This window comes from Hominilimicola fabiformis (assembly GCF_020687385.1).
Classification (GTDB): domain Bacteria; phylum Bacillota; class Clostridia; order UBA1381; family UBA1381; genus Hominilimicola; species Hominilimicola fabiformis.
Genome location: NZ_JAJEQM010000002.1, coordinates 112707 through 135651, shown reverse-complemented (window position 1 = coordinate 135651; position 22945 = coordinate 112707). Strand labels below are relative to the sequence as shown.

The window sequence follows — 22945 nt, the reverse complement described above, 5'->3', positions numbered from 1 at the left end:
AGACTATTTTTTCGATTTAGACCTAAAAATAATCGACACCAAGAAACCGAACACAAGTGCCGCCGCAATACCGCCCGACGCTGCAGTTAAACCGCCTGTGAATATTCCCAAAAAGCCTTTTTCCGAAACGGCTTTTTCCACGCCTTTGCAAAGATTATATCCAAAACCGGTCAGCGGAACAGTTGCACCGGCTCCTGCAAAATCAACCAACGGCTGATATATTTTTATAAGCTGTAAAAATACACCGACCACAACAAACGTAACCAAAATTCTTGCCGGAGTCAATTTGGTTTTATCTATCAAAATCTGACCAACCGCACATATAAGACCGCCTACTATAAATGCCTTTAAATAGTCCATTATTCTCCCTCCTAAATTTCTATCGCAACTGCGTGAGCGATTGCCGGAATACTCTCGCCCTGTTCTATAATCATAGGATTCATCAACGCACCGGTCGCCATAACAAGCACCTTACTCAGATTATGTCTTTTAAGTTCTCTGTACACATATCCGCAAAAAACACTGCTGCAGCAACCGCAACCGCTGCCACCTGCGTGAACGTCCTGTCCCTCAATATCGAAAATCATTTTACCGCAGTCCTTATGCTTTGTTCGTATGTCAAAGCCTTCTTTCAGCATTAGCTCCACAAGAATATCCGAGCCGACAACACCCAAATCACCCGTAAGTATCATATCGTAATAATCGGGAGTTCTGTGTGTGTCGTTAAAATGTGCGATAAGCGTATCAATCGCCGCCGGTGCCATAGCCGCACCCATATTGCTTATATCCGTTACGCCTTTGTCTATTACTTTTCCCGTTGTGACGTGCGTTATTTTCGGACCTGTTCCCTTTGATGACAATATCGCACACCCTGCACCCGTAACGGTCCATTGTGCCGACGGTGTACGCTGACCGCCGTATTCAAGCGGATTTCTGAACTGAATTTCCGACGAACAAAAATGGCTTGAAGTAAGGCACATTGCATAATCCGCAAAGCCGGCACTGACAATCATACTTCCTATTGACATACTCTCAGTCATAGTTGAACACGCACCGTACAATCCCAAAAACGGTATATCAAAATCTCTGACGCTGTAATGTGCACCCACGCACTGATTCAGCAAATCACCGGCAAGAATGTAATCTATATCGCTTTGTTGTAATTTTGCTTTTTCAAGTGCTAAAAGTGCGGTCTTTTTTTGGAGCATACTCTCCGATTTTTCCCACGACTTTTCACCTAAAGTATCGTCGTCAAGTATTACGTCAAATGTACTTTTAAGCGGTCCTTTTCCCTCTTTTTGACCCACTGTCGAGGCGGTTTCTATTATTATCGGCGGATTGTCAAACGTAACAGTCTGCCGTCCGAGTCTGTTATTCATATTATCATCTCCTTGTTTGTTAGTTTTCGTAAAAATACTTAATTTTATGCACAAAAAAATACACCTCTTAACATAGGTGTATTTTTGTTTGTCACCGATATTTTTTATACAGGATTGATTACCGACAATGCCGAATGTTCTTTGACGAAATGTTCTTCAAAACGTTTTTGAACATCTTCAAAAGTTATTGTCTTATACACATCATAGAAATTGAAATAATCAATATCCATAAACAACATCTGTAAAAATGTCACTGCATAATCTTCTACATCATTCTGTGAACGGATATATTCGCCCCAAACAACCTTTTTAATTCTCTCAAAATCTTCTTTTGAAAGACCGTTCTTTCTTGTTTCTTCAACTTCGTTTATAACCGCCTCATACACTGCCTTAGGGTCACTGCTTTCACCGTCTATTGATGAATACGCATAATCGGGCTGCATTGTGTATTCAAGCGAAAATCTGTTGTTTATAAGTCCTTTTTCGTAAAGGCTCTTATAAAACTTTGAACTTCTTCCGAAAAGCATTTTTAAAATAATATTCGTTTCTATACTTTTCTTTAAAAGCTCATCACCGCCGAAACCGTTATTTGTATCTTTAAAACCTGTCATAAACAACGGCATTGCAACGCTCAAACTTTGTTCTGCGTACTGTTTTGCCACTTCATCAGGCTCTGTCGGATATACCTTTTTAATCTTTTCTTCAAACGGCTCATTCTTCTTTACACCGTTTTCAATAACTTTAGAAATCTTAACCGGGTCAACATTTCCGACAACAACTATCGACATATTTGACAAGTTATAAAATGTATCGTAGCACTTATACAAATATTCAGGCGTTATATGGCTTATACTTTCAACCGTACCTGCAATTTCTTTTTTGACAGGGTGTTCCTTGTACAGGCAGTTCAAGAAATTAAAGAACAACTTCCAGCTTCCGCTGTCGTCATACATTCTTATTTCCTGTCCGATAATACCCTGTTCCTTTTGTACGCTTTCCTCCGTAAAATACGGACTTTGAACATAGTCCATAAGCGTTTCGATATTTTCTTCGATATTAGACGTTGCCGAGAACAGATACGCCGTTATATTAAATGATGTAAACGCATTTGCATTGCCGCCGTACTTTGAAAATTTATCAAATACATTACTGCCGTCCGGCTGGTCGAACATTTTATGTTCAAGATAATGTGCTATACCGTCAGGCACTTCCGTTAGCTCACTCTCACCCGGTACGACAAACTTTGAATCGACAGAGCCGTATCTTGTACCGAATATTGCATACGTTTTGCTGTAATCTTTTTTAGGAATTATATATATTCCGAGTCCTGAAGAATGTGTTGTGTAATACAGTTCCTCACCTGTTTTGTCATTTTTTCTGTACTGCAATTCCATTACGCATCCTCCTTTCCCGTTAAGAAATACACTGTTTCAAGTTTAACGTTTTTAAACACTCTTGCGGCGTCCTCCATCGTTATCTTGCTTATCTTTTCTTTAAGCGTGTCTATATCATAATCAGTTCCGACTATTTTCTGCCCCAAATAGAATGACTGCAACATATCTTGGTCGTCCTTGTATGATTCAAGCGAATTTATAATCGCATTAATGCTTGACTCATATTCAAGCTGTGATATTTCTCCGTTTTTAACATTCTCAAGCTGAACAAGTATTTCATCATATGCCTTTTGGAAATTCTTAAATTCAATACCTGCGTTTACAAACAAAGCGCCTTTGTTTTTATCAAGACTGCCCGAAGCATAATAGCACAAGCTAAGCTTTTCACGCACATTGTTAAACAACTTCGAGTGAGCGCCGCCGCCGAATATACTGTTTGCAACCATCAATGCGGGATAATCGCTGTCTGTAGGCTTTATGCCTGTTGAAAATCCCATACAAAGTTTGCCTTGTACAACGTCCATTTTATCAGTAACGTTTTTAACTTCGTTCTTCGGAACATATATTTCCGTCTTAGGAATATCCGCATTCTTAAACGCAATTTTGCCTGTGTATTTCTTTATCTTTTCGGCAAGTGCATTTGCGTCCGCATCACCGCATATATAAATATCAATAACAGATGATGTAATAATATTCTCATAATGCTTTTTCAAATTGTCGGCAGTTATTTTATCAATACCCTCTTGTGTACCTAGTTTTGAAATTGCATAATTTTCACCCTCAAACATTGTTTCGATACAGCGTTCTACAGCATACTGACGCTTATCGTTCATCATTGCCATTATTCTGTCTTTTGCGTTTTTCTTTTCCTGTTCGACAATTTCATCGCTGAATGAAGTTGATTCAAACATTATTGAAAGCATAAGGTCAATAACGCTGTCACAAAGTTTTTCACCGTTCGGTGCATATTTATCGGAAATCGTTTCAAATGCAACGTGCAAAATATGGTCGTCACCGCGTTTTAAAACTCCGACGCCGACTCCGGCACCGTACAGATTCTCAAGATACTTTGAAATTGCCTCACTGTCACTGCAAAGTCTGCAGCCTCTTTTAAGCACATAAGGCAAAAGTGCGTTAAGCGACGATTCTTCTTCGTTTAAATCTCTGTGAATATATACGTCAATCGTAGTTGTTTTCAACTTCGTCATAGGTATATAATACAGATTTATATTTGAATTTATATTAATACTTTCCATTCCGTTTCTCCTTTACTGTTTTTAATATATTTTACCCCAAAATAAACCATATGTCAATCATCGAAAATCCTCAAAAATTACATCTATGATGTGATTTTTAGAACTGTCAACGAACTTAAACATAGCTTTCTATATCTCTTAATGTCATATCTCGGTGCAGTGCAAGATTAATTCCGTTTGCAACGGTTTTAGCCGTTCTTTCGATTACGAGGTCAATATCCTTTGTCGTAACCATAAGCGGTGCAAGCTCTTTTGGTATTTCAACCTTTGATATTGTTGCGGCGTCTATAACGGTCGGTACACCTATCGCAATCACCTTTGCACCAATCGTTTCTTCATTAAGACATTCTCTGTTATTTCCCACGCCGGCACCCGGTTGAATACCTGTATCCGATATTTGTACAGTGGTCGAAACACGTCTTATATCCGCCGCCGCCATTGCGTCAACGGCGATAATAAGATTCGGTTTCACCTTTTCGCTTACCGCCTTGATAATCTCCGCAGTTTCAATGCCTGTTGTTCCGAGAACTCCGGGTATCAACGCACATACACCGCTTATATTATCATCAAAAAAATCTTTCATATTCTGTTTTATATGATGTGTCACCAACAGCCTTGACACCACTTCCGTACCGAGTGCGTCAGGCGTTATGTCACGGTTTCCGAGTCCTACGACAAGTGTAAGGCTGTCACTTTTTATATTGGCCATTTTACGAATTTCCTCCGAAATAAGAGTGCATACCCTTTCGTATATATCAATACTGTATTTCAAATTCGGCGACTCAATCGTTATATAATTGCCTATCGCCTTGCCGAGTGCCTTACTTCCGTTTTCGTTTGTTATTTCTATATTCGTAACGGTTATTCCGTCCTCTGTACGCACATCGGATATAACACCGTCTATTTCCGTTACATTTTTCGCCTCACGTCTGCTGAGTTCGTGTGCCTCCACCGCCAGGTCTGTTCTTATATTCTGCATTTATACAATCTCCTTTTTTCATCTATCTTTTGAAAAAACAGAGAGTATTATACAAAAAAGAGCGATACGGTTGTATCGCTCATCTTTTCGATTATTTTCCAAGTGCATTGTCTATGTCTGTTTTTAGTTTATCCTTGTCACTGCACTTAAATTCAATAGCCGAGATATTATTTGATGTATCAAGCATAATAAGTGCCGGAGTTTGGTCTTTTACCAATGAGAAGTTTTCAAGTGCCTCAGGATTTTCGTCAACATTTACAAGTTGAAAGTTGATTTTGTCCTTATATTCGTTTTCAAGTTCAGTGTACATTGTGTTTGTTGCGTCAAAGTTATCGTCCGCATTTGCCACAAAGTACATAAATGTAGGAGTTACCTTTTCTGTGCTTTCTGTTTGTGCCGTGTCTGTGCCTGAATTATTTGTACTTCCGCAGCCTGCAATCATTCCGACTGCCATAACGGCTGACATTGCCAATGCTATAATTTTCTTTTTACTCATCATCATTCTCACCTTTCAATTTATCTTTCATTATATCTAAAGCACGATTTGCTATTTTATTATAGCGTTCGGCTTTATTTCTTATTCTTTCGTTAAGTCCGTCTATAATGCCGAAATTCGCATTCATAGGCTGGAACTTTGTATTTGCAGAATTTGAAATATAAAGCGGTAATGCACCGATACAAGTTTTTGAATCCGGTTCAAACATATCTTTTCCGTTAAGCATAGCCGCCATATTATATCCGGCAAGTATTCCGCTTGACGCCGACTCAACATAACCTTCGACACCCGTTATCTGTCCCGCAAAAAATACTTTCGGGTACTTCTCCATTTGATAATACTTATTTAAAAGCGTCGGAGAATTTATATAAGTGTTTCTGTGCATAACTCCGTAACGCACAAATTCGGCATTTTCAAGTCCCGGAATCATTGAGAACACGCGTTTTTGCTCTCCCCATTTCAAATTCGTCTGAAAACCGACAAGGTTATAGAGCGTACCCTCTTTATTATCCTGTCTTAGCTGAACAACCGCATATGCGTCGTCCTTGCCAGTCTTTGGATTGACAAGACCGACAGGTTTTAACGGTCCGAACACAAGCGTCTGTTCACCTCTTTTTGCCATAACCTCGACAGGCATACAGCCCTCGAAAACCTTTTGATTTTCAAATTCTTTAAGCGGTGCTGTTTCAGCCGTGATAAGCTCGTTATAAAAAGCGGTATATTCCTCTTTTGTCATCGGACAGTTGATATAATCGGCAGTACCTTTATCGTATCTTGCCGCTTTGAAAACTTTGTCTTTGTCAATACTTTCTTCCGTCACAATCGGTGCGGCTGCGTCATAAAAGTACAATTCGTCCGAACCTGTAATTTTCTTTATTTCATCAGCAAGTCCGTCCGAAGTAAGCGGACCTGTTGCGATTATTGTATATTCATCGGGATTGATTTCCGTAACTTCTTCATTAAATACGGTTACACGCGGATGATTTTTAATTTTTTCCGTTATATGCTTTGCAAAAACATCTCTGTCAACCGCCAAAGCACCGCCCGCGGGTACACGGCTTATATCAGCCGCCTCCATCATAACCGAATCAAACATACGCATTTCTTCTTTTAAAAGACCACACGCATTTTCAATTCTGTCAGCCTTCAAAGAGTTTGAACACACAAGTTCCGCAAAATTTTCATTTGAATGTGCCGGTGAATACTTTACCGGTTTCATTTCGTAAAGGTCAACGTCAATTCCCTGCTTTACAAGCTGCCATACCGCCTCACAACCGGCAAGTCCGGCTCCTATAACTTTTACTTTCACTTCTTTTCGTCCTTTAACTTTCTCTCATATTTACAATCTTCGTTATAGCAGAAAATCTTACCGTTTCTGCCTTGCTTTTTAAGGAGCAAGCCGCCGCACTGCGGACAAGCCTCGTCCTTAACAGGCATATCCCATACCATAAAGTCACACTTCGGCGAATGTTCACAACCGTAGTAAACCTTACCTCTCCTTGACTTTTTAACAAGTATTTCACCGCCGCACTTAGGGCATTTCGCACCTGTTTCTTCACGGATAGCCTTTGTATTTTTACATTCGGGATAACCCGGACAAGCCAAGAATTTACCGAATTTACTCAGCTTGTACACCATTTTTCTTCCGCACTTTTCACATACGACATCCGATTCTTCGTCTTTAATCTGAATTTTTTCGATGTTCTTCTGTGCCTTTTCAAGTGTATCCTTAAATGACGGATAAAAATCGTTAATCAGCTTTTTCCAATTCAATTCGCCTTCTTCAACGCTGTCAAGCTCTTTTTCCATATCAGCCGTAAATTCAACGTCCACAATATCCGAAAAGTTATTTTTCATAATTTCCGACGTAACAAATCCAAGCTCTGTCGGAACAAGCTGTTTCTTACTTCTTACGACATATCCTCTTGACACGATTGTTGAAATGGTCGGTGCGTACGTTGACGGTCTGCCTATGCCGTTTTCTTCAAGCTCCTTGATAAGCGTAGCGTCCGAATATCTTGCGGGAGGTTGAGTAAAGTGTTGCTTTTCCTCCGAACTTTTAAGTGTAACGGTTTGATTTTCTTCAAGGTTAGGAAGCATTTTTTCTTTCTTTTCCTTGTTGTCCGTTGACTCAACGTACACCGTCATATAACCCTTAAACTTTATGTTTGAACCGCTTGCCTTAAATGTATGACCGTTTGCGTCAATAGTTACCTGCATTGTGTCATATACCGCACTTGTCATCTGACTTGCGGCAAATCGTTCCCAAATAAGCTTATAAAGTCTGTATTGGTCGTTTGTAAGTTTATCCTTAATATCAATCGGCTTTATGTTTATTGAAGTCGGTCTGATAGCCTCATGGGCGTCCTGTGCATTCTTTTTTGTCTTGTATTGCTTTGCCTTTACATATTCGCTTCCGTAATTTTCGGTCAAATATGCAACCGCCTCTTTTTGTGCGTCGTCGGCAATTCTTAGCGAATCTGTTCTCATATACGTTATAAGACCTATCGTTCCTATCTTTCCACCGAGGTTAATACCTTCGTAAAGAGTTTGTGCAATCTGCATTGTTTTTGCCGCTTGGAAATTATACTTTCTTGACGCGTCCTGCTGCAGAGTACTTGTCGTAAACGGCGGTTGAGGATTACGCTTTTGCTGACCTCTTTTAACCTTTTCTATAACAAAATCGGCATTTGCTATTGCGTCCGAAACTTTCTTTGTTTCTTCGGCATTGTTTAGCTTTACTTCTTTGCCCTTTTCACCGTAATATTTTGCATTAAAATCCTTTTTACTTTTCGGATCATGCAAAACCGTTTCGATTGACCAATATTCCTGAGGAGTAAAGTTTTCGATTTCTTCTTCCCTGTCACATATAAGCTTTGTCGCAACAGACTGTACACGACCGGCACTAAGTCCTCTTTTAACCTTTTCCCAAAGAATAGGACTGATTGTATAACCCACAATTCTGTCAAGCACACGTCTTGCCTGTTGTGCGTCAACAAGGTCCATATCAATCTTTCTCGGCTGTTTTATGGCCGCCTTAACGGCTGTTTTTGTAATTTCGTTAAACGTTACACGGCAATTTGACTCGGGGTCTATTTTAAGTGCCTCCGCCAAATGCCAGCTTATTGCCTCACCCTCGCGGTCCGGGTCAGTTGCGAGATAAACTACATCGGCTTTTTTAGCCTCTTTTTTCAGTTGTGTAAGCAGCTGTCCTTTACCGCGTATTGTTATATATTTCGGTGTGTAATCATTTTCAAAGTCTATACCCATTTGACTTTTCGGAAGGTCGATTATATGCCCCATAGACGCCATAACTGTATAGTCCTTGCCAAGATATTTTTTTATTGTCCCCGCTTTTGCCGGTGACTCCACTATTAACAGCTTTTTCGTTGCCATATAATTTCCTCCGTATCTATAATTTCAGTTGATATTTACTTCCGGGAAGTTTCTTAACCAATCCCTTGACTTCAAGCATTATAAGCTTTGTATTTATTTCGCTTACGTTTCTTTTCAGTTCTCTTGAAATTTCATCTATCTGCATATCGCTTTTCTTTAATATATCTATTATCTGTTTTTCAAATTCATTCAGTTTGCTGTATTTACTGTCATCAACAGTTTTTTGTATCGGCTCACTTTTTACCTTTTTAGGTATAACTTTTTCGGCATATGGATATTCGCTTATTATATCCGCTGCGCCGTTTATCAGTTTTGCACCCTGTTGAATGATTTTGTTCGTTCCCAAGGAATTTGTATCTGTAATATTTCTCGGTACCGCAAATACATCTCTGTCATTTTCAAGTGCATATTTTGCTGTTATAAGCGCGCCGCTCTTTTCCGGTGCTTCCGTTACGAGTATTCCGCGTGACAGTCCGGCTATAATTCTGTTCCTTGCAGGAAAATGATTTCTTACAGGCGGTGTACCGGGTGCGTATTCTGATATTATACAACCTTTTTCGGTAATTGCTTTGACAAGTTCAACATTTTCCGACGGATACACTATATCAAGTCCGCTGCCGACAACACCGACTGCCACTCCGCCGACATCAAGCGTTGCCCACGCACCGACCGTATCAATACCTCTTGCCAGTCCGCCGACAGTCACCACACCGTATTGTGCCAATTCGCGGCATATCCTGTCCGTCACAACACGTCCGTATTCCGACGAATTTCGTGTACCCACAACGCCTATTGTAAGCACCTTATCAAGCTCCAACACCTTGCCCTGTACATACAAGACATACGGCGGACTTGATATATTCTTTAATATTTGCGGATAGCTTTCACTGTCGTAAACCAATATTTTCTGATTTAATTTTGCGGTTTGTTCAAGTATTTTTTCTGCTTTGGATAAATCCTTGTCTGCAAGACTTGATTTTATTTTGTCACTCAAACCGTATATATTATTGAAGTTTTTTGAAAAATATATTTCTTCAACAGTTTTAAAATACTCTAAAAGCACTTTAATTTTTGATGGCGTAACACCGTATTTAGTTGTAAGCCATAACCAATAAAGTATATGTTCCATCAATCCACCACCTAAAATACATATGTTACATTACTACAAATCTCAAAAATTGTCAAGACCTTTGGCGAACAAGTTCGTACATTAATATTGCCGCCGCAACTCCCGCATTTAGCGATTCGGCTTTCCCCAAAATCGGAATTTTAACGCATTGACACATTTTCTGAACATCTTCCGATATTCCGTTTGCCTCATTTCCTACTATTATAATAGTAGGTTTTTTCATATCCGCACTGCGGTAATCTATTGTATTGTCACCAAGTGCACCGCCGATAAGCTGAAAACCGCTGTTTTTGTATTCGCTGAGTTTTTCATATGACACACCTGTCACAACTTTCATATTAAAAAACGAACCCATACTTGAACGCACCGTTTTCGGACTGTATAAATCAACGCACCCATCCGACAACAACACTCCGTCAAATCCTGCCGCATCAGCCGTTCTGATTATCGTTCCGAGATTACCCGGGTCATTTATACAGTCGCAATATATATACGATTTTTCCGTGTTTGGTGTAAAATCGGTTTCATCTTCGATTTTCACAACCGCAAGTATGCCCTGCGGTGCTTTTGTATCGCACATTTTCATAAATACGTCGTCTTGTACCTTGTATAATGAAATATCTTTCGGATATTTGAATTTTTCGTTTTCAAAAAAACTGTCCGATACATATAGTGCCGTTATCTCCCTTTCGGAATTTAATGCGTCCGATACCGATTTTATTCCTTCTATTGTATACTCACCGTATTTCTGCCTTGATTTTTTCTGCGACAGCGATTTTACATATTTGCATTTATTGTTTGATGAAGAAGTAATCTCTAACATAAATCATTTCCTTATCTATTCTATATAAGTATTTTCAACTAATTATATACCCTTTTTTTGAAATTGGCAACAATTAATTTAAGTAACAAAAAAAATTCGTGCAACGTATTATACCATAAGAACTTTTAAGGAGATGATTTTAGTGGAAACAAATGTACTGTTCGCGCTGTCGCTGACGGTTATGGCAGGACTTGCAACCGGAATCGGCAGTATAATAGCATTGTTTGCAAAAACCACAAATACAAAATTTCTCGCCGGCTCGCTCGGATTTTCAGCCGGAGTAATGATATACGTTTCAATGATTGAAATTTTTCAGAAGTCACGCACATATATCGCGTCAGCTACAAATGACACTGTGGGATATTATATCGCGGTAGTATCATTCTTTGTCGGAATACTTCTTATCGGACTTATAGACTACTTTGTGCCGTCAACAGAGGGTGATATAGGTAATCTGACCGAAAACGAAACCCGCTCGATTGCCCTAAAACGTATGGGATTTATGACAGCCCTCGCAATCGGCATACATAACTTCCCCGAAGGCCTCGCAACCTTCACCTCCGCCCTAAAAGACCCCCATCTTGGGCTTGCCATAGCTGTCGCCATAGCAATCCATAATATTCCGGAAGGAATTGCTACGTCTGTACCGATATACTACTCAACAGGCAGCAGAAAAAGAGCATTTATAGTATCGTTTTTTTCGGGTATTACGGAACCTTTAGGTGCTATAATCGGTTATTTAATTTTACGTCCGTTTTTCAACGATGTCGTATTCGGTATTTTATTCGGAATAATTGCCGGAATTATGGTATTTATTTCAATAGAAGAACTTTTACCGATGGCACGTGAATATGAAAAAAGCAAAGTCACTATTATAGGCGTCATACTCGGTATGGCAATAATAGCGCTCAGCTTACTTTTATTTCTATAAATTTTACACAATATATAAACAATAGTTATTTTAAAAAAATATATACTATAACAGTTTGAAAAGAAAAATTCTATACTATAAAATACAAATTGGTGAATGCTATGAGCTATAATATTGGACTAAGGCTACGCAATTTACGCAAAACTGCACAGATGTTGAAATGGAAAGATATATCGCTTGATTAAAACAGCTTTGTCCCTTAGTGATACAGACTAAACGGAGTACAGATTTTTGTACTCCGTTTCTTTTATTATATTCGCGTGCTTGGACTAAATTGTCAAAGTGAAATTAGTGTTTTGACAGACACTTCCTCATACTTTCTTGTTTTTCGTGCATTATTTTTTACACACATTTACCAATGCAGCGATACTAATAATAATAGCAATAATACTGATAATTAACGTTAATATTTGCATAAATCTGTTTGCATAATCCTGCTTGATATATAATAACACTGTACAGAGCGGTTTTACCCTCTACTACGGTTACTTTTTGGTTAGTTTAAACAATATATTGCCGTTATTAGTGAGATAACGGATGTTGTTAGGCTGACCTTTTTTCGATTATATCAAGCATTGGTCTTGTACTCCCTTCTTTAATACTTAGGTTCATTTCCTTACCTTGTATTTATATTACAACATATTGTCAATATTTTTCAAATTTTTGTTGATTTTTTTATTATTGTGCCTACTCTCACACTATCACCGCCTTTCAATAAATTTGAATATCAAAAAAGCACGTCCGCAAACGTGCTTAATTTTTTCGTTTTTTTAACACATAATCTTCAAAGTCTTTTGACAATCTCAAATTATATTTTTCCACATAATACGCAATATCAGAACGCCATTCATATTTACCATCCGTCATAAATGTCAATTCTTCGTTTATAGTTTTTCCTGTAAATATGTCTTTTGCACGTCCAGCCGCACTTGCTATACATTTTCCTTGCTTTAAATATTCTACAATTTGTTGCTGTCCTGTAAAATGATTATTACCTATATGGTGTTTTATATAATTTGAATTTATGTATAAATCTTTTGAACTACATACCTGTTTCATTTCATATCACTTCCTTTTAGGCTCAAAAACTCTCCACTCTCCATTATTTGAATTGGGTGTATCTCCTATTGTCATTGTACCATCTGGCATTACCCATACAACATTCGAGGGAGCTATTACTTTTACATTTAATTGTTCTGCTAAACTCATTGCTGTAGTAGCTCCATCGGCTCCAGTTTCACAATATATTAATCTTATATTTCCACCTTGATATAATCCACTACTTTTTAGTATTTCAGCAAATTCGCGTACTGTATAGTATAATTCTTTGCCACTTTTATCAAAATATGCAAAGCCTGTTTTATCTCCGTGTATAACCACGTCTTCAAATCCTTTAATAGGTTTTATCATTTTTGAATTATTGTACAAGCTATCCGATGAATTAACAAATCTAATTGATAAAGGCTCCGCTTTTATTATACCACGTTTTTCAGCATTTGCAACATATTTTAACGCATTTTTCTGTTCGTCCGACAAACTGTTTTTCCATTCATCAAACGTCATATTGCCGTCAACCTTATAATTTTCACCAGTGAGCGGATCGCGTGCAATACGACTCGTCAAATTCACGTCTGCCATAATCGTAACGCACCGACAACGTGGGTGTATCGGTGGGAAGTTTTCGTCCTCAACGGCTTTGTCGGTATCAAACACGCTACCGTCAAGACTTCCGCACCTGTCACACGTCAATTCAGACAGTGCCGCAACAAAACGATACTGTTTTATACCTATTTCCTCATACGCCATCTTTTGACCTTGGTTCATAAAATGCGCCGTTTCGCTCCTCACAAGAGTTTCGGCTGATGTTCGTATTCCCCCCGGTGCAGTATCTTTGACGTAATCAATCAGCTTGTCGGTCATACGGCTTACACTGTGACCGCTGATTATACCGTCCTCAATCGTCTGTCCGACTGCCTGTATAAATCTGTTGTTATGTATCCACACTCTCTCGCTGTAGTTGTGACCGTGCCACGGCTCACTTAACACTTTATTAACCGCTCTTTGCGGAATTAGTGAAAAATCAATACCGCAGTTTAAACCTTGTGCGGTATCAAAAATATTCGTATAATACGCCGTCTTTACCGCACTGTCATACAGTTTCTTTTGTTCCTTTATAGCCTCGTTTGCAACGTGCCTAAAGTAAATATATACATTCTTCGCTTTTGCCCGCCGCTACTGCGTCATCAATCGCCTTGCCCTCATCGTCTGTCAGCGGTGTTGAAGTTTTTGGGTCTGTCGGTGGTGTTGTGTCTGTGTTTGGCTCTGCCATAATTAAATCATTTCTTTCTGAAAAATTGTATAAAAATAAAACCTTTTTATGTCTTGTTTAGGACAATGCTTAACCCTGCACGGGAGATAATCGGATCACCATTCCTTTCTTCTATGTGTATGTTGTGCCTATTCTCACACTATCACCGCCTTTCAATGTATCAAAAAAGCACGTCTAACAACGTGCTTTTAATATATGTTTTATAAATTCATCAGGCAACTCTGCATTATATTTTTCAACATAATATATTAATTCATTGCTCCATATGTACTTGTTATCACCTAAAACGCAATTTTCATACGATATGGTATCACCCGTAAATATATCGTGCAAAATATCTGTACGCACAAAGATAGATGTTCCCTTTTTTAAATAGTCTAATATTGTTTTCTTGTTTGCACATTCAACATCAGATATATTGTTATGTAAACTTTCTGAACAACTATTACACCCGCTTAACTCTTTAAAACCTATAAGTTGCATAATCTATCACTTCCTTTTTGGTACAAACATTTTCCATTCACCAGTTTCGTTCTTTTGCAATGCGTCTTGTATGTCATTCGCAACACACATATCACCATTCGGAAATACATTAACCACTTCCGTAGGTGCTAATACTTTAACCCCTAATTCATTTGCGATATATTGTGGTACAATTCCCTCGCCTGCACCCACTTCACAAGCTATAAGTCGAATATTACCGCCCTTATAATCGGGGTTTTGCTTTAATATATCAACAAACTCTTTTGCTGAAACATTGCTTTCGTCGCCATTCATATCTTTAAACACTAAACTGTATCTATCTCCGTGACATACAATGTCCTCGTATCCCTTTAGTTGCTTTATATTTTTTGAATTTATATACAACATATCGTTTTTGTTTAAGTATTTTTGCGAAGCCTGTGCAACATCTTTATCTACCTTTATTATACCACGTTTTTCACTATTTGCAACATATTTTAACGCATTTTTCTGTTCGTCCGACAGACTGTTTTTCCATTCGTCAAACGTCATACTTCCGTCAACTTTGTAATTTTCGCCCGTAAGCGGATCGCGTGCAATACGACTTGTCAAATTCACGTCTGCCATAATCGTAACGCACCGACAACGCGGGTGTATCGGTGGGAAGTTTTCGCCCTCAACGGCTTTGTCGGTATCAAACACGCTACCGTCAAGATTACCGCAGGTGTCACACGTTAATTCAGACAGTGCCGCAACAAAACGATACTGCTTTATGCCTATTTCCTCATATGCCATTCTCTGCCCTTGATTCATAAAATGCGCCGTTTCACTCCTCACAAGAGTTTCGGCTGATGTTCGTATTCCACCCGGTGCAGTATCTTTGACGTAATCAATCAGCTTATCAGTCATACGGCTTACACTGTGACCGCTGATTATACCGTCCTCAATCGTTTGTCCGACTGCCTGTATAAATCTGTCGTTATGTATCCACACTCTCTCGCTGTAGTTGTGACCGTGCCACGGCTCACTTAACACTTTATTAACCGCCTTTTGCGGTACAAGTGAAAAATCAATACCGCAGTTTAAACCTTGTGCAGTATCAAATATGTTTGTATAATAAGCCGTCTTTACCGCACTGTCATACAGTTTCTTTTGTTCCTTTATAGCCTCATTCGCAACGTGTCTGAAATAGATGTACACATTACGTTTCAATCCCTCTAATCGGCTAATTCTCGCACCGTATGCCTGTGCATTTATGCGGTTTAGAATTTCCTTTTTGACTGTCTTGTCGTCTGTTTCGTCGTACAGTTCAAGTAGTTCTTCGTACTGTTTGTCGCTGTCGGCTATACTCATCAGCCGACGTGCCTCTTTTTCGGGTATATCGGTTGAAATATAGGCTTTAAACGTTTTCTCAATGTCATTGTTTACATTCTTGATTCAAATTCCTCAATGCGATAATTTGAGAATATCAATCCGCCTGTTTCGCCCCATTCGCCCAAGCCGTAAATTCTGTTGCCCTAATGAAAGAACGTAATTTAAAACAGATTGATATAGTAAGATTGGCAGAGCCTTATTGCAAAGAAAATAATACGAGATTAGGCAGAAACGATATAAGTCAATATGTGGCGGGTAAATCAGAACCTGGACAACATAAACTATATATATTAGGTAAAGCGTTAAATGTAAGTGAAGCATGGCTTATGGGATATGACGTTCCAATGCAAGCTGAATCACCTGCCCCATCAAACACATATCCGTTAGATGATATAAAGTTTGTAAATGTTCCTGTTATTGGTTCTGTTGCAGCCGGAACGGTTTGTCTTGCCGATAATGAAATTATCTGGTATGAACCGACAGACTACGATGACGTAAAAGACGGACAAGAGTACAGATATTTAACAGTTAAGGGCGACAGTATGTATCCGAAGTTTGAAGAAGGTGACCTTGTACTTGTCAGATGTCAGTCGTCGGTAGACAGTGGCAGTTATGCCGTGGTATTGATTGATGATGAAGAAGGCGTTATTAAGAAAATCGTATACGGTCCTAATTTTATTGAATTACATTCGATAAATCTGATGTACCCTGTCAGACGTTTTGAAAATGAAAATGTTTTGCGTATTTGGGTTTTTGGATTGGTTCGGTCAATAAAAAGAAAACTGTAGATAAGATTGAATTTAAGGAGATTGATATTATAGACATCATTAAATATTACGGCAGTGATGAAACCAAAACAGAGTTTATCAATCACGACAGTGAGCCGTTAATGGCGGTAATTGCACACGACCGCTCCTTACGGAGCACATGAGTTGGAATTATATAGAAAAAACTGTTCATACATTTTTACATTGTGGTCATACTGTCCAAAAATCATGTGAGTTGAAATAAAAAAGCATCAAAATCTTCAAAAAATCGCTTTTAGGGATTTACAAAACTAAAAAAAGCATATAGTATAAGAGTTTAATTAGTTACACATTGCTTATGTGCTCTCTGGGAGTAGTCATTCCACCATACGGAAAAAGACGAAACCTGAGAGCTTTTTTTATACTTAAAGGAGACGATGAAATGATAAGAGTTGCAATACTGGTTGACGAAGGATATTATAGAAAAAGAGCAAATCGTTTATTTGGTCAAAAAACTGCGGCCGAACGAGCAACAGAACTTGAAGAATATTGTAAAAAACATCTTCTTCAAGATAAAACTGGAACTTATTTATATAGAATATTCTACTATGATTATCCACCTTGCGATAAAAATATATATCACCCTTTTCTACAAAGGAATATAAATTTAAAGAAAAGTGATTTATATACATGGATGAATACCTTTCTTAATGAATTAAAATCAACGCGTAAATTTGCCTTGCGTATGGGTAGACTCTCAAGTAATGATACAGGTTATATTATCAAACCCGAGAAAATGAAAGCTCTATGTGCAAACAAAATAAGTTTTTCTGATATTACCGAGGACAATTTTAGACTTGATATTAAATAAAAGACTATGGATATGAAATTAGGCACTGACATTGCCTATATTACACTAAAAAAGCAAGTAGATCAAATTATACTGATTGCCGGAGATAGTGATTTTGTCCCTTCGGCAAAGCTCACCCGAAGAGAAGGTGTCGACTTCATTCTTGAACCAATGGGGCAAACTATAAATGACGACCTTAATGAACATATTGACGGCATTAGAAGTAAAATAAAATATTTCATACCAAAAGAGCAATAAAAAATCCCCCTGCCTGTTGGAGCAGACAGAGGAAAAAAATAAAGTGCGTTTATACACAATACTCAAATCAATAATATTGTATCATAAATGCACTCTGTTTTCAATATAAAAATGAAAAGGAGTGTTATTTTTATGCCTATTTATAAAATGGACGGTAAAAAAAACGGTTTGCAGAAGTATCGTGTAAGAATTAATTTCACTGACAGTTCCGGCAAATCAAAACAAATTGACCGTGTTGCCTACGGCAAAGAAACGGCAAAGGAGTTTGAACGGCAATTAGCATACAACCTCAGTGACGAAACAATAAAGAAAATAACATTGCAACAACTATATGATGAATACATTGCCGTAAAAAAGTTTGAAGTCAGAGAAAATTCTATGCGTACTATCATAGGACGATTAGAGCTATATGTATTGCCTAAATTTAAAGATTACAAATTAAACAAGATTACATCATCAGAGTTGCAAAAGTGGAAACAATATATTGAAACCTGTACAAATGCCAAAAAGCCAAAAGAAAAACTTTTATCAAGTATGAAACAAAATATCTTCGGCGAATTTCGTGCCTTGATGAACTATGCGGTAAAAATGGAATACATACCGAGAAATCCTCCTACTGTTGTCGGAAACTTTAGAAACCCATACGAAAATAAAAGGGAAATGGATTTTTACACCCCCGAAGAATTTAAAAAGTACATACAAGCCGCCAAAAAGCAAGCAGAACTATCCGAACAATCAACAGGAAGTATATATGAATGGAATTTCTATGTATTTTTTAATATCGCATTCTATACAGGTATGCGTAAAGGTGAAATAAATGCGTTGAAGTGGTCGGATATAGATGATAAAATAATTCATGTACGACGCAGTATTGCCCAAAAGTTAAAGGGTGACGACAGAGAAACATCACCCAAGAATAAATCTTCTGTGCGTGATTTGCAAATGCCATTGCCACTTATTAATATATGGATGAACACCAAAAGCGTTATAAGGCTATTGACGGTTATTCTGATAACTTGCGGATATGTGGCGGTATTAAGTGTTTACGTGATACAACCATAGAAAAGCGAAATGAAAAGTTTGCCGATATTGCAAATGTCAAAAAAATACGCATTCACGATTTTAGACACAGCCACACTTCATTGTTAGCGATAACGGTATTAACATTCAAGAAATCGCCAGACGTTTGGGACATACCAATATAGAAATCACATGGAACATATATTCGCACCTGTACCCTCACCAAGAAGAAAAAGCCGTTGAAATTTTAAACAAAATCGTGTGAATTCAAAAAATTCGTGTAAAAACGTGTATATATAAAAACAAACCGCATAGCTATGCGGTTTGTTTGCTTTTTGGTGCGGATAACAGGACTTGAACCTGCATGGGTTGCCCCACATGAACCTGAATCATGCGCGTCTGCCAATTCCGCCATATCCGCCCGACTTAACTATTATATCAAATGTACATTCAAAATTCAATAGTCAAATCCAAAATCTACTTATATTCTTTCAAAAATTTTATATCTTCCTTGGTAAGTTCGGCTTTTTCAAGCATATCGGGACGCTTTTTGAGTGTATTAATGAGTGACTGTTCCCTTTTCCACTGTTCGATTTTCGCGTGATGACCGGAAATAAGTACATCGGGAATCGGTTTATCGTGCCAAACTGCCGGACGGGTATACTGCGGATACTCCAAAAGTCCGTTAAAATGCGACTCATTTTCATACGAAGTTTCAGCAGCCAAAACTCCCGGAACAAGTCTTGAAACAGTATCAATAACAGTCATCGCCGGAATTTCGCCGCCTGTCATAACAAAATCACCGACGGACAGTTCCATATCCACAATTTCATCTATAACTCTTTGGTCAATACCCTCATAATGACCGCAAAGCAAAACGATATGCTCATAATTTGCAAGGTCAATCGCGATACCTTGATTAAACACCTTTCCCTGCGGCGACATATATATCGTAAACGGTTTATAATCAAGTCCCTCCGCAACAGACATATACGCGTCATACACAGGCTGTGCGTTCATAAGCATACCACCGCCGCCGCTATACGGATAATCGTCAACCTTTCTATGTTTATTGGTTGAAAAATCACGAATATCAATAAAATTCATTTCAAGAATATTATTTTCTCTCGCACGACCGATTATACTGTCACCCAAAACCGCCTCAAACATTTGCGGAAACAATGTAAGCACATCAAATCTCATATGATTTTTCACGCCAAGTCCTCCAAGCCGTCCATCATTCTGACGGTTATTTTACCGCCCTCAACGTCGATATTAAGAACAACGTCATCTATAACAGGCAACAAAAGATTTTTCTTTCCCTCACGCTTTACTTCGTAAATATCGTTACTGCCTGTGTTGAAAACATCGCTTACAGTACCGATTTTTTCGCCGTCCTCCGTTACAATATCAAGACCGATAAGGTCGGCAATATAATACACGCCATCAGGAAGTTCGCCCAAAATCTCGCGTTCGGCATAAATCACTTGATTTTTATACTTTTCAGCCATATTTATATCAGTAATCTGAGAAAATCTCACGATAAGATTATTCTTCTGATACTTTATACCCTTTACGTCAAGTCTTTCATATTCAGACTTTTTCTTTACATAAACAAAATCTATATCTTCAAACACTTCGGGATAATCGGTCCAAGGAACAACCTTAACTTCACCTCTTAAACCGTGTGTATTAACTATTTTTCCTACCTCAAGCAAGTCCATAACTAAATCCTTTCTTCAACATCGGAAATTAAAATACAAAAAGGGCTCACAAATGCAAGCCCCTACTATCCTATTGTAAGATTTCAACCGCAACTTTTTTATTTTCACGACTTGCGGCAGCTTTGACAACAGTTCTGATTGCCTTAGCAATTCTACCCTGTTTACCAATCACCTTACCCATATCGCTTTCAGCAACTCTAAGTTCCAAAGTTACTGTCTGGTCCTCGTTGTTAATTTCCTTAACATCAACCTGTTCGGGATAGTCAACAAGTGATTTGGCTATTATCTCCAATACTTCTTTCATTAGCCTATCCTCCATAATTAGATAATGTTAGACTTCTTTAGAAGAGCCTTAACAGTATCAGTTGGCTGAGCACCGTTTGAGATCCACTTCTTAACTGCCTCTGCATCAATATTAACTGTTGCAGGGTCTGTTAGAGGATTGTATGTGCCAACTTCTTCAATAAATCTACCGTTTCTTGGGTATCTTGAATCTGCAACTACTACTCTATAAAAAGGAGCCTTCTTTGCACCCATTCTTCTCAATCTGATTTTTACTGCCATTGTTCTTTCACCTCCCATAAATTATAAGCATAAATATATCATAAAGTATTTATCATACCTTATTTACGTTTTCTGAGACGTTTAAGCATTTTTGCCTGACGTCCGCCTGACAGCTGTTTCATCATCTTTTGCATTTGTTCAAACTGTTTCAAAAGCTGATTTACGTCCTGTACTCTTGTTCCGCTACCTTTCGATATACGGACTTTTCTGCTTGCGCCGATTATACTCGGCTTTCTGCGTTCTTCCTGTGTCATTGACTGAATTATCGCCTCAATATGAAGCATTTTCTTTTCATTTTCTTCAGTGTCAACGCTTTCAAGCATTTTCTTATCTATTCCCGGCAACATACCGAGTATTTGTGAGAATGAACCCATTTTTCTGATTTGCTTGAACTGTTCAAGGAAATCATCAAGGTCAAACTGTTGTTTACGGATTTTTTCTTCAAGCTCCTGTGCTTTCTTTTCGTCTATGGTTTCCTGTGCCTTATCGATAAGAGTAAGCACATCACCCATACCCAAAATTCTTGACGCCATTCTGTCCGGATGGAACTGTTCAAGGTCGCTCAATTTTTCACCGACCGACGCATATTTTATCGGCTTACCCGTAACTTGTTTTACGGAAAGTGCCGCACCGCCTCTTGTATCACCGTCAAGCTTTGAAAGTATAACACCTGTTATATCAAGCTGATCGTTAAATGATTTTGCGACGTTTACTGCGTCCTGACCTGTCATTGCGTCTACAACAAGAAGTATTTCCGTCGGATTTACTTCCGCTTTTATGTTCGCAAGCTCGTCCATAAGCTGCTCATCTATATGAAGTCGACCTGCCGTATCAAGGATAACAGGGTCGTTTCCATGCTTTATTGCGTGTGCTACCGCCTCTTTTGCGATAGTAACGGGATTTACGTCTGCACCCATTGAAAATACCGGTACTTGAATTTGTTTACCCAAAACTTCAAGCTGTTTTATAGCCGCCGGACGGTACACGTCACAAGCAACCATAAGCGGACGCTTATTCATTTTCTTTGTAAGGTTTAATGCAAGCTTACCTGTTGCAGTTGTCTTACCTGCACCTTGCAGACCGCACATCATAATGACTGTCGGCGGTTTTTGCGAAAATTCAAGTCTTGAAACTTCACCGCCTATCATTTGGGTAAGTTCTTCATTAACTATTTTAACAAGCTGTTGTGCCGGAGTAAGCGACTCCATAATCTCCTGACCAAGTGCCTTTTCGGAAACTATGTTCACAAATTCCTTAACAACCTTGAAGTTTACATCTGCCTCCAAAAGAGCCAGCTTAATCTCACGCATTGCGTCTTTTATATCTTTTTCGTTAAGCTTTCCTTTACCGCGAAGTTTTTTGAAAACTCCCTGCAGCTTATCACCAAGGCTTTCAAATGCCATAAGCTGTGACTCCTTTCCGCAAATAATCTCTATCTATATTTCTTTTGATATTTCGTCAATCAATCCGTAAAACTCGTCTTTACCGTCAAAATCGGTATTTTCAAGCAACGCATTTAATTTTTCAAGCTTTGAACTTATATTATGAAATCGTTCGACTATTCCGAGTTTTTCTTCATAATTCGTCAAATGCTTTTCGCCTTGCTTAATCGACTCTCTGACGCCCTGTCTGCTTATGTCGATTACATCGGCAATCTCCGACAGCGACAAGTCCTCGTTATAATACATATCTATGGCATTACGTTGCTTTTCCGTAAGCAACTGACCGTATACGTCAAGCAAAATGGTAACATTCAAGTCCTTTGCCATTTGCATCACCTGTAAAGTTATTTTTATTTACAGGTGATATTTTACACGATTTCGGACAGTTTGTCA

Annotated in this window: 27 protein-coding genes and 1 tRNA gene; 6 read left to right on the top strand and 22 right to left on the bottom strand. The window is 38.4% G+C overall.

The features are described from left to right. Positions 1 to 3: 3 nt before the first annotated feature. From spoVAE to LKE05_RS02015, 10 genes are all read right to left on the bottom strand, one after another. Entirely contained in the window at positions 4 to 360 is a 357-nt protein-coding gene (gene spoVAE / locus LKE05_RS02060) for a stage V sporulation protein AE (protein ID WP_117968211.1), read from the bottom strand. Positions 361 to 371: 11 nt separating this feature from the next. After that, positions 372 to 1379: a stage V sporulation protein AD gene (gene spoVAD / locus LKE05_RS02055; protein ID WP_308455774.1), complete on the bottom strand. Its 1008-nt coding sequence runs from the start codon at positions 1377 to 1379 to the stop codon at positions 372 to 374. A gap of 104 nt (positions 1380 to 1483) precedes the next feature. After that, the gene (yfmH, locus tag LKE05_RS02050) at positions 1484 to 2773 is read right to left on the bottom strand and encodes an EF-P 5-aminopentanol modification-associated protein YfmH (protein ID WP_147514090.1); all 1290 of its coding nucleotides are present in this window, start codon (positions 2771 to 2773) and stop codon (positions 1484 to 1486) included. After that, positions 2773 to 4029 carry an EF-P 5-aminopentanol modification-associated protein YfmF gene (yfmF, locus tag LKE05_RS02045; RefSeq protein WP_147514089.1) on the bottom strand — a complete coding sequence of 419 codons (1257 nt, stop codon included), beginning with the start codon at positions 4027 to 4029 and terminating at the stop codon, positions 2773 to 2775. The genes yfmH and yfmF overlap by 1 nt, the downstream gene beginning before the upstream one ends. Before the next feature lie 115 nt (positions 4030 to 4144). After that, positions 4145 to 5008: a GPR endopeptidase gene (gene gpr, locus LKE05_RS02040; RefSeq protein ID WP_308455773.1), complete on the bottom strand. Its 864-nt coding sequence runs from the start codon at positions 5006 to 5008 to the stop codon at positions 4145 to 4147. A 91-nt stretch (positions 5009 to 5099) separates the two neighbouring features. Further along, entirely contained in the window at positions 5100 to 5504 is a 405-nt protein-coding gene (locus LKE05_RS02035; RefSeq protein WP_308455772.1) for a thioredoxin domain-containing protein, read from the bottom strand. Beyond that, positions 5497 to 6813: a methylenetetrahydrofolate--tRNA-(uracil(54)-C(5))-methyltransferase (FADH(2)-oxidizing) TrmFO gene (gene trmFO, locus LKE05_RS02030; RefSeq protein WP_308455771.1), complete on the bottom strand. Its 1317-nt coding sequence runs from the start codon at positions 6811 to 6813 to the stop codon at positions 5497 to 5499. The genes LKE05_RS02035 and trmFO overlap by 8 nt, the downstream gene beginning before the upstream one ends. After that, positions 6810 to 8900 (bottom strand): type I DNA topoisomerase, encoded by a 2091-nt coding sequence (gene topA / locus LKE05_RS02025; protein ID WP_308455770.1) that lies wholly within the window; start codon positions 8898 to 8900, stop codon positions 6810 to 6812. The genes trmFO and topA overlap by 4 nt, the downstream gene beginning before the upstream one ends. 16 nt (positions 8901 to 8916) lie before the next feature. After that, positions 8917 to 10029: a DNA-processing protein DprA gene (gene dprA / locus LKE05_RS02020; protein WP_308455769.1), complete on the bottom strand. Its 1113-nt coding sequence runs from the start codon at positions 10027 to 10029 to the stop codon at positions 8917 to 8919. Positions 10030 to 10081: 52 nt separating this feature from the next. Continuing rightward, positions 10082 to 10852 (bottom strand): TrmH family RNA methyltransferase, encoded by a 771-nt coding sequence (locus LKE05_RS02015; RefSeq protein WP_022230018.1) that lies wholly within the window; start codon positions 10850 to 10852, stop codon positions 10082 to 10084. 181 nt (positions 10853 to 11033) lie between these two features. Between LKE05_RS02015 and zupT the strand changes: the two genes are divergently transcribed. Further along, positions 11034 to 11783, top strand: coding sequence for a zinc transporter ZupT (zupT, locus tag LKE05_RS02010; RefSeq protein WP_489711273.1), 750 nt, complete (start codon positions 11034 to 11036; stop codon positions 11781 to 11783). A 753-nt stretch (positions 11784 to 12536) separates the two neighbouring features. On the opposite strand, the gene LKE05_RS02005 is transcribed toward zupT, so the two are convergent. From LKE05_RS02005 to LKE05_RS01985, 5 genes are all read right to left on the bottom strand, one after another. Continuing rightward, complete coding sequence (locus LKE05_RS02005) at positions 12537 to 12842, bottom strand: hypothetical protein (RefSeq protein ID WP_147514045.1); 306 nt, start codon at positions 12840 to 12842, stop codon at positions 12537 to 12539. A 6-nt stretch (positions 12843 to 12848) separates the two neighbouring features. Continuing rightward, a complete protein-coding gene (locus tag LKE05_RS02000) occupies positions 12849 to 13829 on the bottom strand; it encodes a minor capsid protein (protein ID WP_308455767.1) in 981 nt (326 codons plus the stop codon). A 148-nt stretch (positions 13830 to 13977) separates the two neighbouring features. Further along, complete coding sequence (locus LKE05_RS01995) at positions 13978 to 14112, bottom strand: hypothetical protein (protein WP_308455766.1); 135 nt, start codon at positions 14110 to 14112, stop codon at positions 13978 to 13980. Between the two features lie 174 nt (positions 14113 to 14286). Beyond that, on the bottom strand, positions 14287 to 14595 hold the full coding sequence (locus LKE05_RS01990; RefSeq protein ID WP_308455765.1) for a hypothetical protein: 309 nt from the start codon (positions 14593 to 14595) through the stop codon (positions 14287 to 14289). A gap of 6 nt (positions 14596 to 14601) precedes the next feature. After that, positions 14602 to 15927 carry a minor capsid protein gene (locus LKE05_RS01985; protein ID WP_308455764.1) on the bottom strand — a complete coding sequence of 442 codons (1326 nt, stop codon included), beginning with the start codon at positions 15925 to 15927 and terminating at the stop codon, positions 14602 to 14604. A gap of 167 nt (positions 15928 to 16094) precedes the next feature. On the opposite strand from LKE05_RS01985, the gene LKE05_RS01980 reads away from it, so the two are divergent. The 5 genes from LKE05_RS01980 (at position 16095) to LKE05_RS01960 (ending at position 18864) form a co-directional block, all read left to right on the top strand. After that, entirely contained in the window at positions 16095 to 16736 is a 642-nt protein-coding gene (locus tag LKE05_RS01980; RefSeq protein ID WP_308455763.1) for a LexA family protein, read from the top strand. Next, positions 16694 to 16879 (top strand): hypothetical protein, encoded by a 186-nt coding sequence (locus LKE05_RS01975; RefSeq protein ID WP_308455762.1) that lies wholly within the window; start codon positions 16694 to 16696, stop codon positions 16877 to 16879. The genes LKE05_RS01980 and LKE05_RS01975 overlap by 43 nt, the downstream gene beginning before the upstream one ends. Before the next feature lie 257 nt (positions 16880 to 17136). Continuing rightward, positions 17137 to 17565, top strand: a complete 429-nt coding sequence (locus LKE05_RS01970; RefSeq protein ID WP_308455761.1) for a PIN domain-containing protein — start codon at positions 17137 to 17139, stop codon at positions 17563 to 17565. A 6-nt stretch (positions 17566 to 17571) separates the two neighbouring features. Beyond that, a complete protein-coding gene (locus LKE05_RS01965; protein ID WP_308455760.1) occupies positions 17572 to 17802 on the top strand; it encodes an NYN domain-containing protein in 231 nt (76 codons plus the stop codon). Between the two features lie 132 nt (positions 17803 to 17934). Then, the gene (locus LKE05_RS01960; RefSeq protein ID WP_308455759.1) at positions 17935 to 18864 is read left to right on the top strand and encodes a site-specific integrase; all 930 of its coding nucleotides are present in this window, start codon (positions 17935 to 17937) and stop codon (positions 18862 to 18864) included. 294 nt (positions 18865 to 19158) lie between these two features. On the opposite strand, the gene LKE05_RS01955 is transcribed toward LKE05_RS01960, so the two are convergent. The 7 genes from LKE05_RS01955 to ylxM all read right to left on the bottom strand — a co-directional run bounded on the left by LKE05_RS01955 (position 19159) and on the right by ylxM (position 22879). Beyond that, positions 19159 to 19243, bottom strand: a tRNA-Leu gene (locus LKE05_RS01955). A 56-nt stretch (positions 19244 to 19299) separates the two neighbouring features. Continuing rightward, positions 19300 to 20025 carry a tRNA (guanosine(37)-N1)-methyltransferase TrmD gene (gene trmD, locus LKE05_RS01950; RefSeq protein WP_147514650.1) on the bottom strand — a complete coding sequence of 242 codons (726 nt, stop codon included), beginning with the start codon at positions 20023 to 20025 and terminating at the stop codon, positions 19300 to 19302. An 8-nt stretch (positions 20026 to 20033) separates the two neighbouring features. Further along, entirely contained in the window at positions 20034 to 20546 is a 513-nt protein-coding gene (gene rimM, locus LKE05_RS01945) for a ribosome maturation factor RimM (RefSeq protein WP_022229512.1), read from the bottom strand. A 70-nt stretch (positions 20547 to 20616) separates the two neighbouring features. Continuing rightward, entirely contained in the window at positions 20617 to 20850 is a 234-nt protein-coding gene (locus tag LKE05_RS01940) for a KH domain-containing protein (RefSeq protein ID WP_022229513.1), read from the bottom strand. Positions 20851 to 20867: 17 nt separating this feature from the next. After that, positions 20868 to 21110 (bottom strand): 30S ribosomal protein S16, encoded by a 243-nt coding sequence (rpsP, locus tag LKE05_RS01935; RefSeq protein WP_022229514.1) that lies wholly within the window; start codon positions 21108 to 21110, stop codon positions 20868 to 20870. A 59-nt stretch (positions 21111 to 21169) separates the two neighbouring features. Then, entirely contained in the window at positions 21170 to 22513 is a 1344-nt protein-coding gene (gene ffh, locus LKE05_RS01930) for a signal recognition particle protein (RefSeq protein WP_022229515.1), read from the bottom strand. A gap of 33 nt (positions 22514 to 22546) precedes the next feature. Continuing rightward, positions 22547 to 22879 carry a YlxM family DNA-binding protein gene (gene ylxM / locus LKE05_RS01925; protein ID WP_022229516.1) on the bottom strand — a complete coding sequence of 111 codons (333 nt, stop codon included), beginning with the start codon at positions 22877 to 22879 and terminating at the stop codon, positions 22547 to 22549. Positions 22880 to 22945 lie beyond the last annotated feature (66 nt).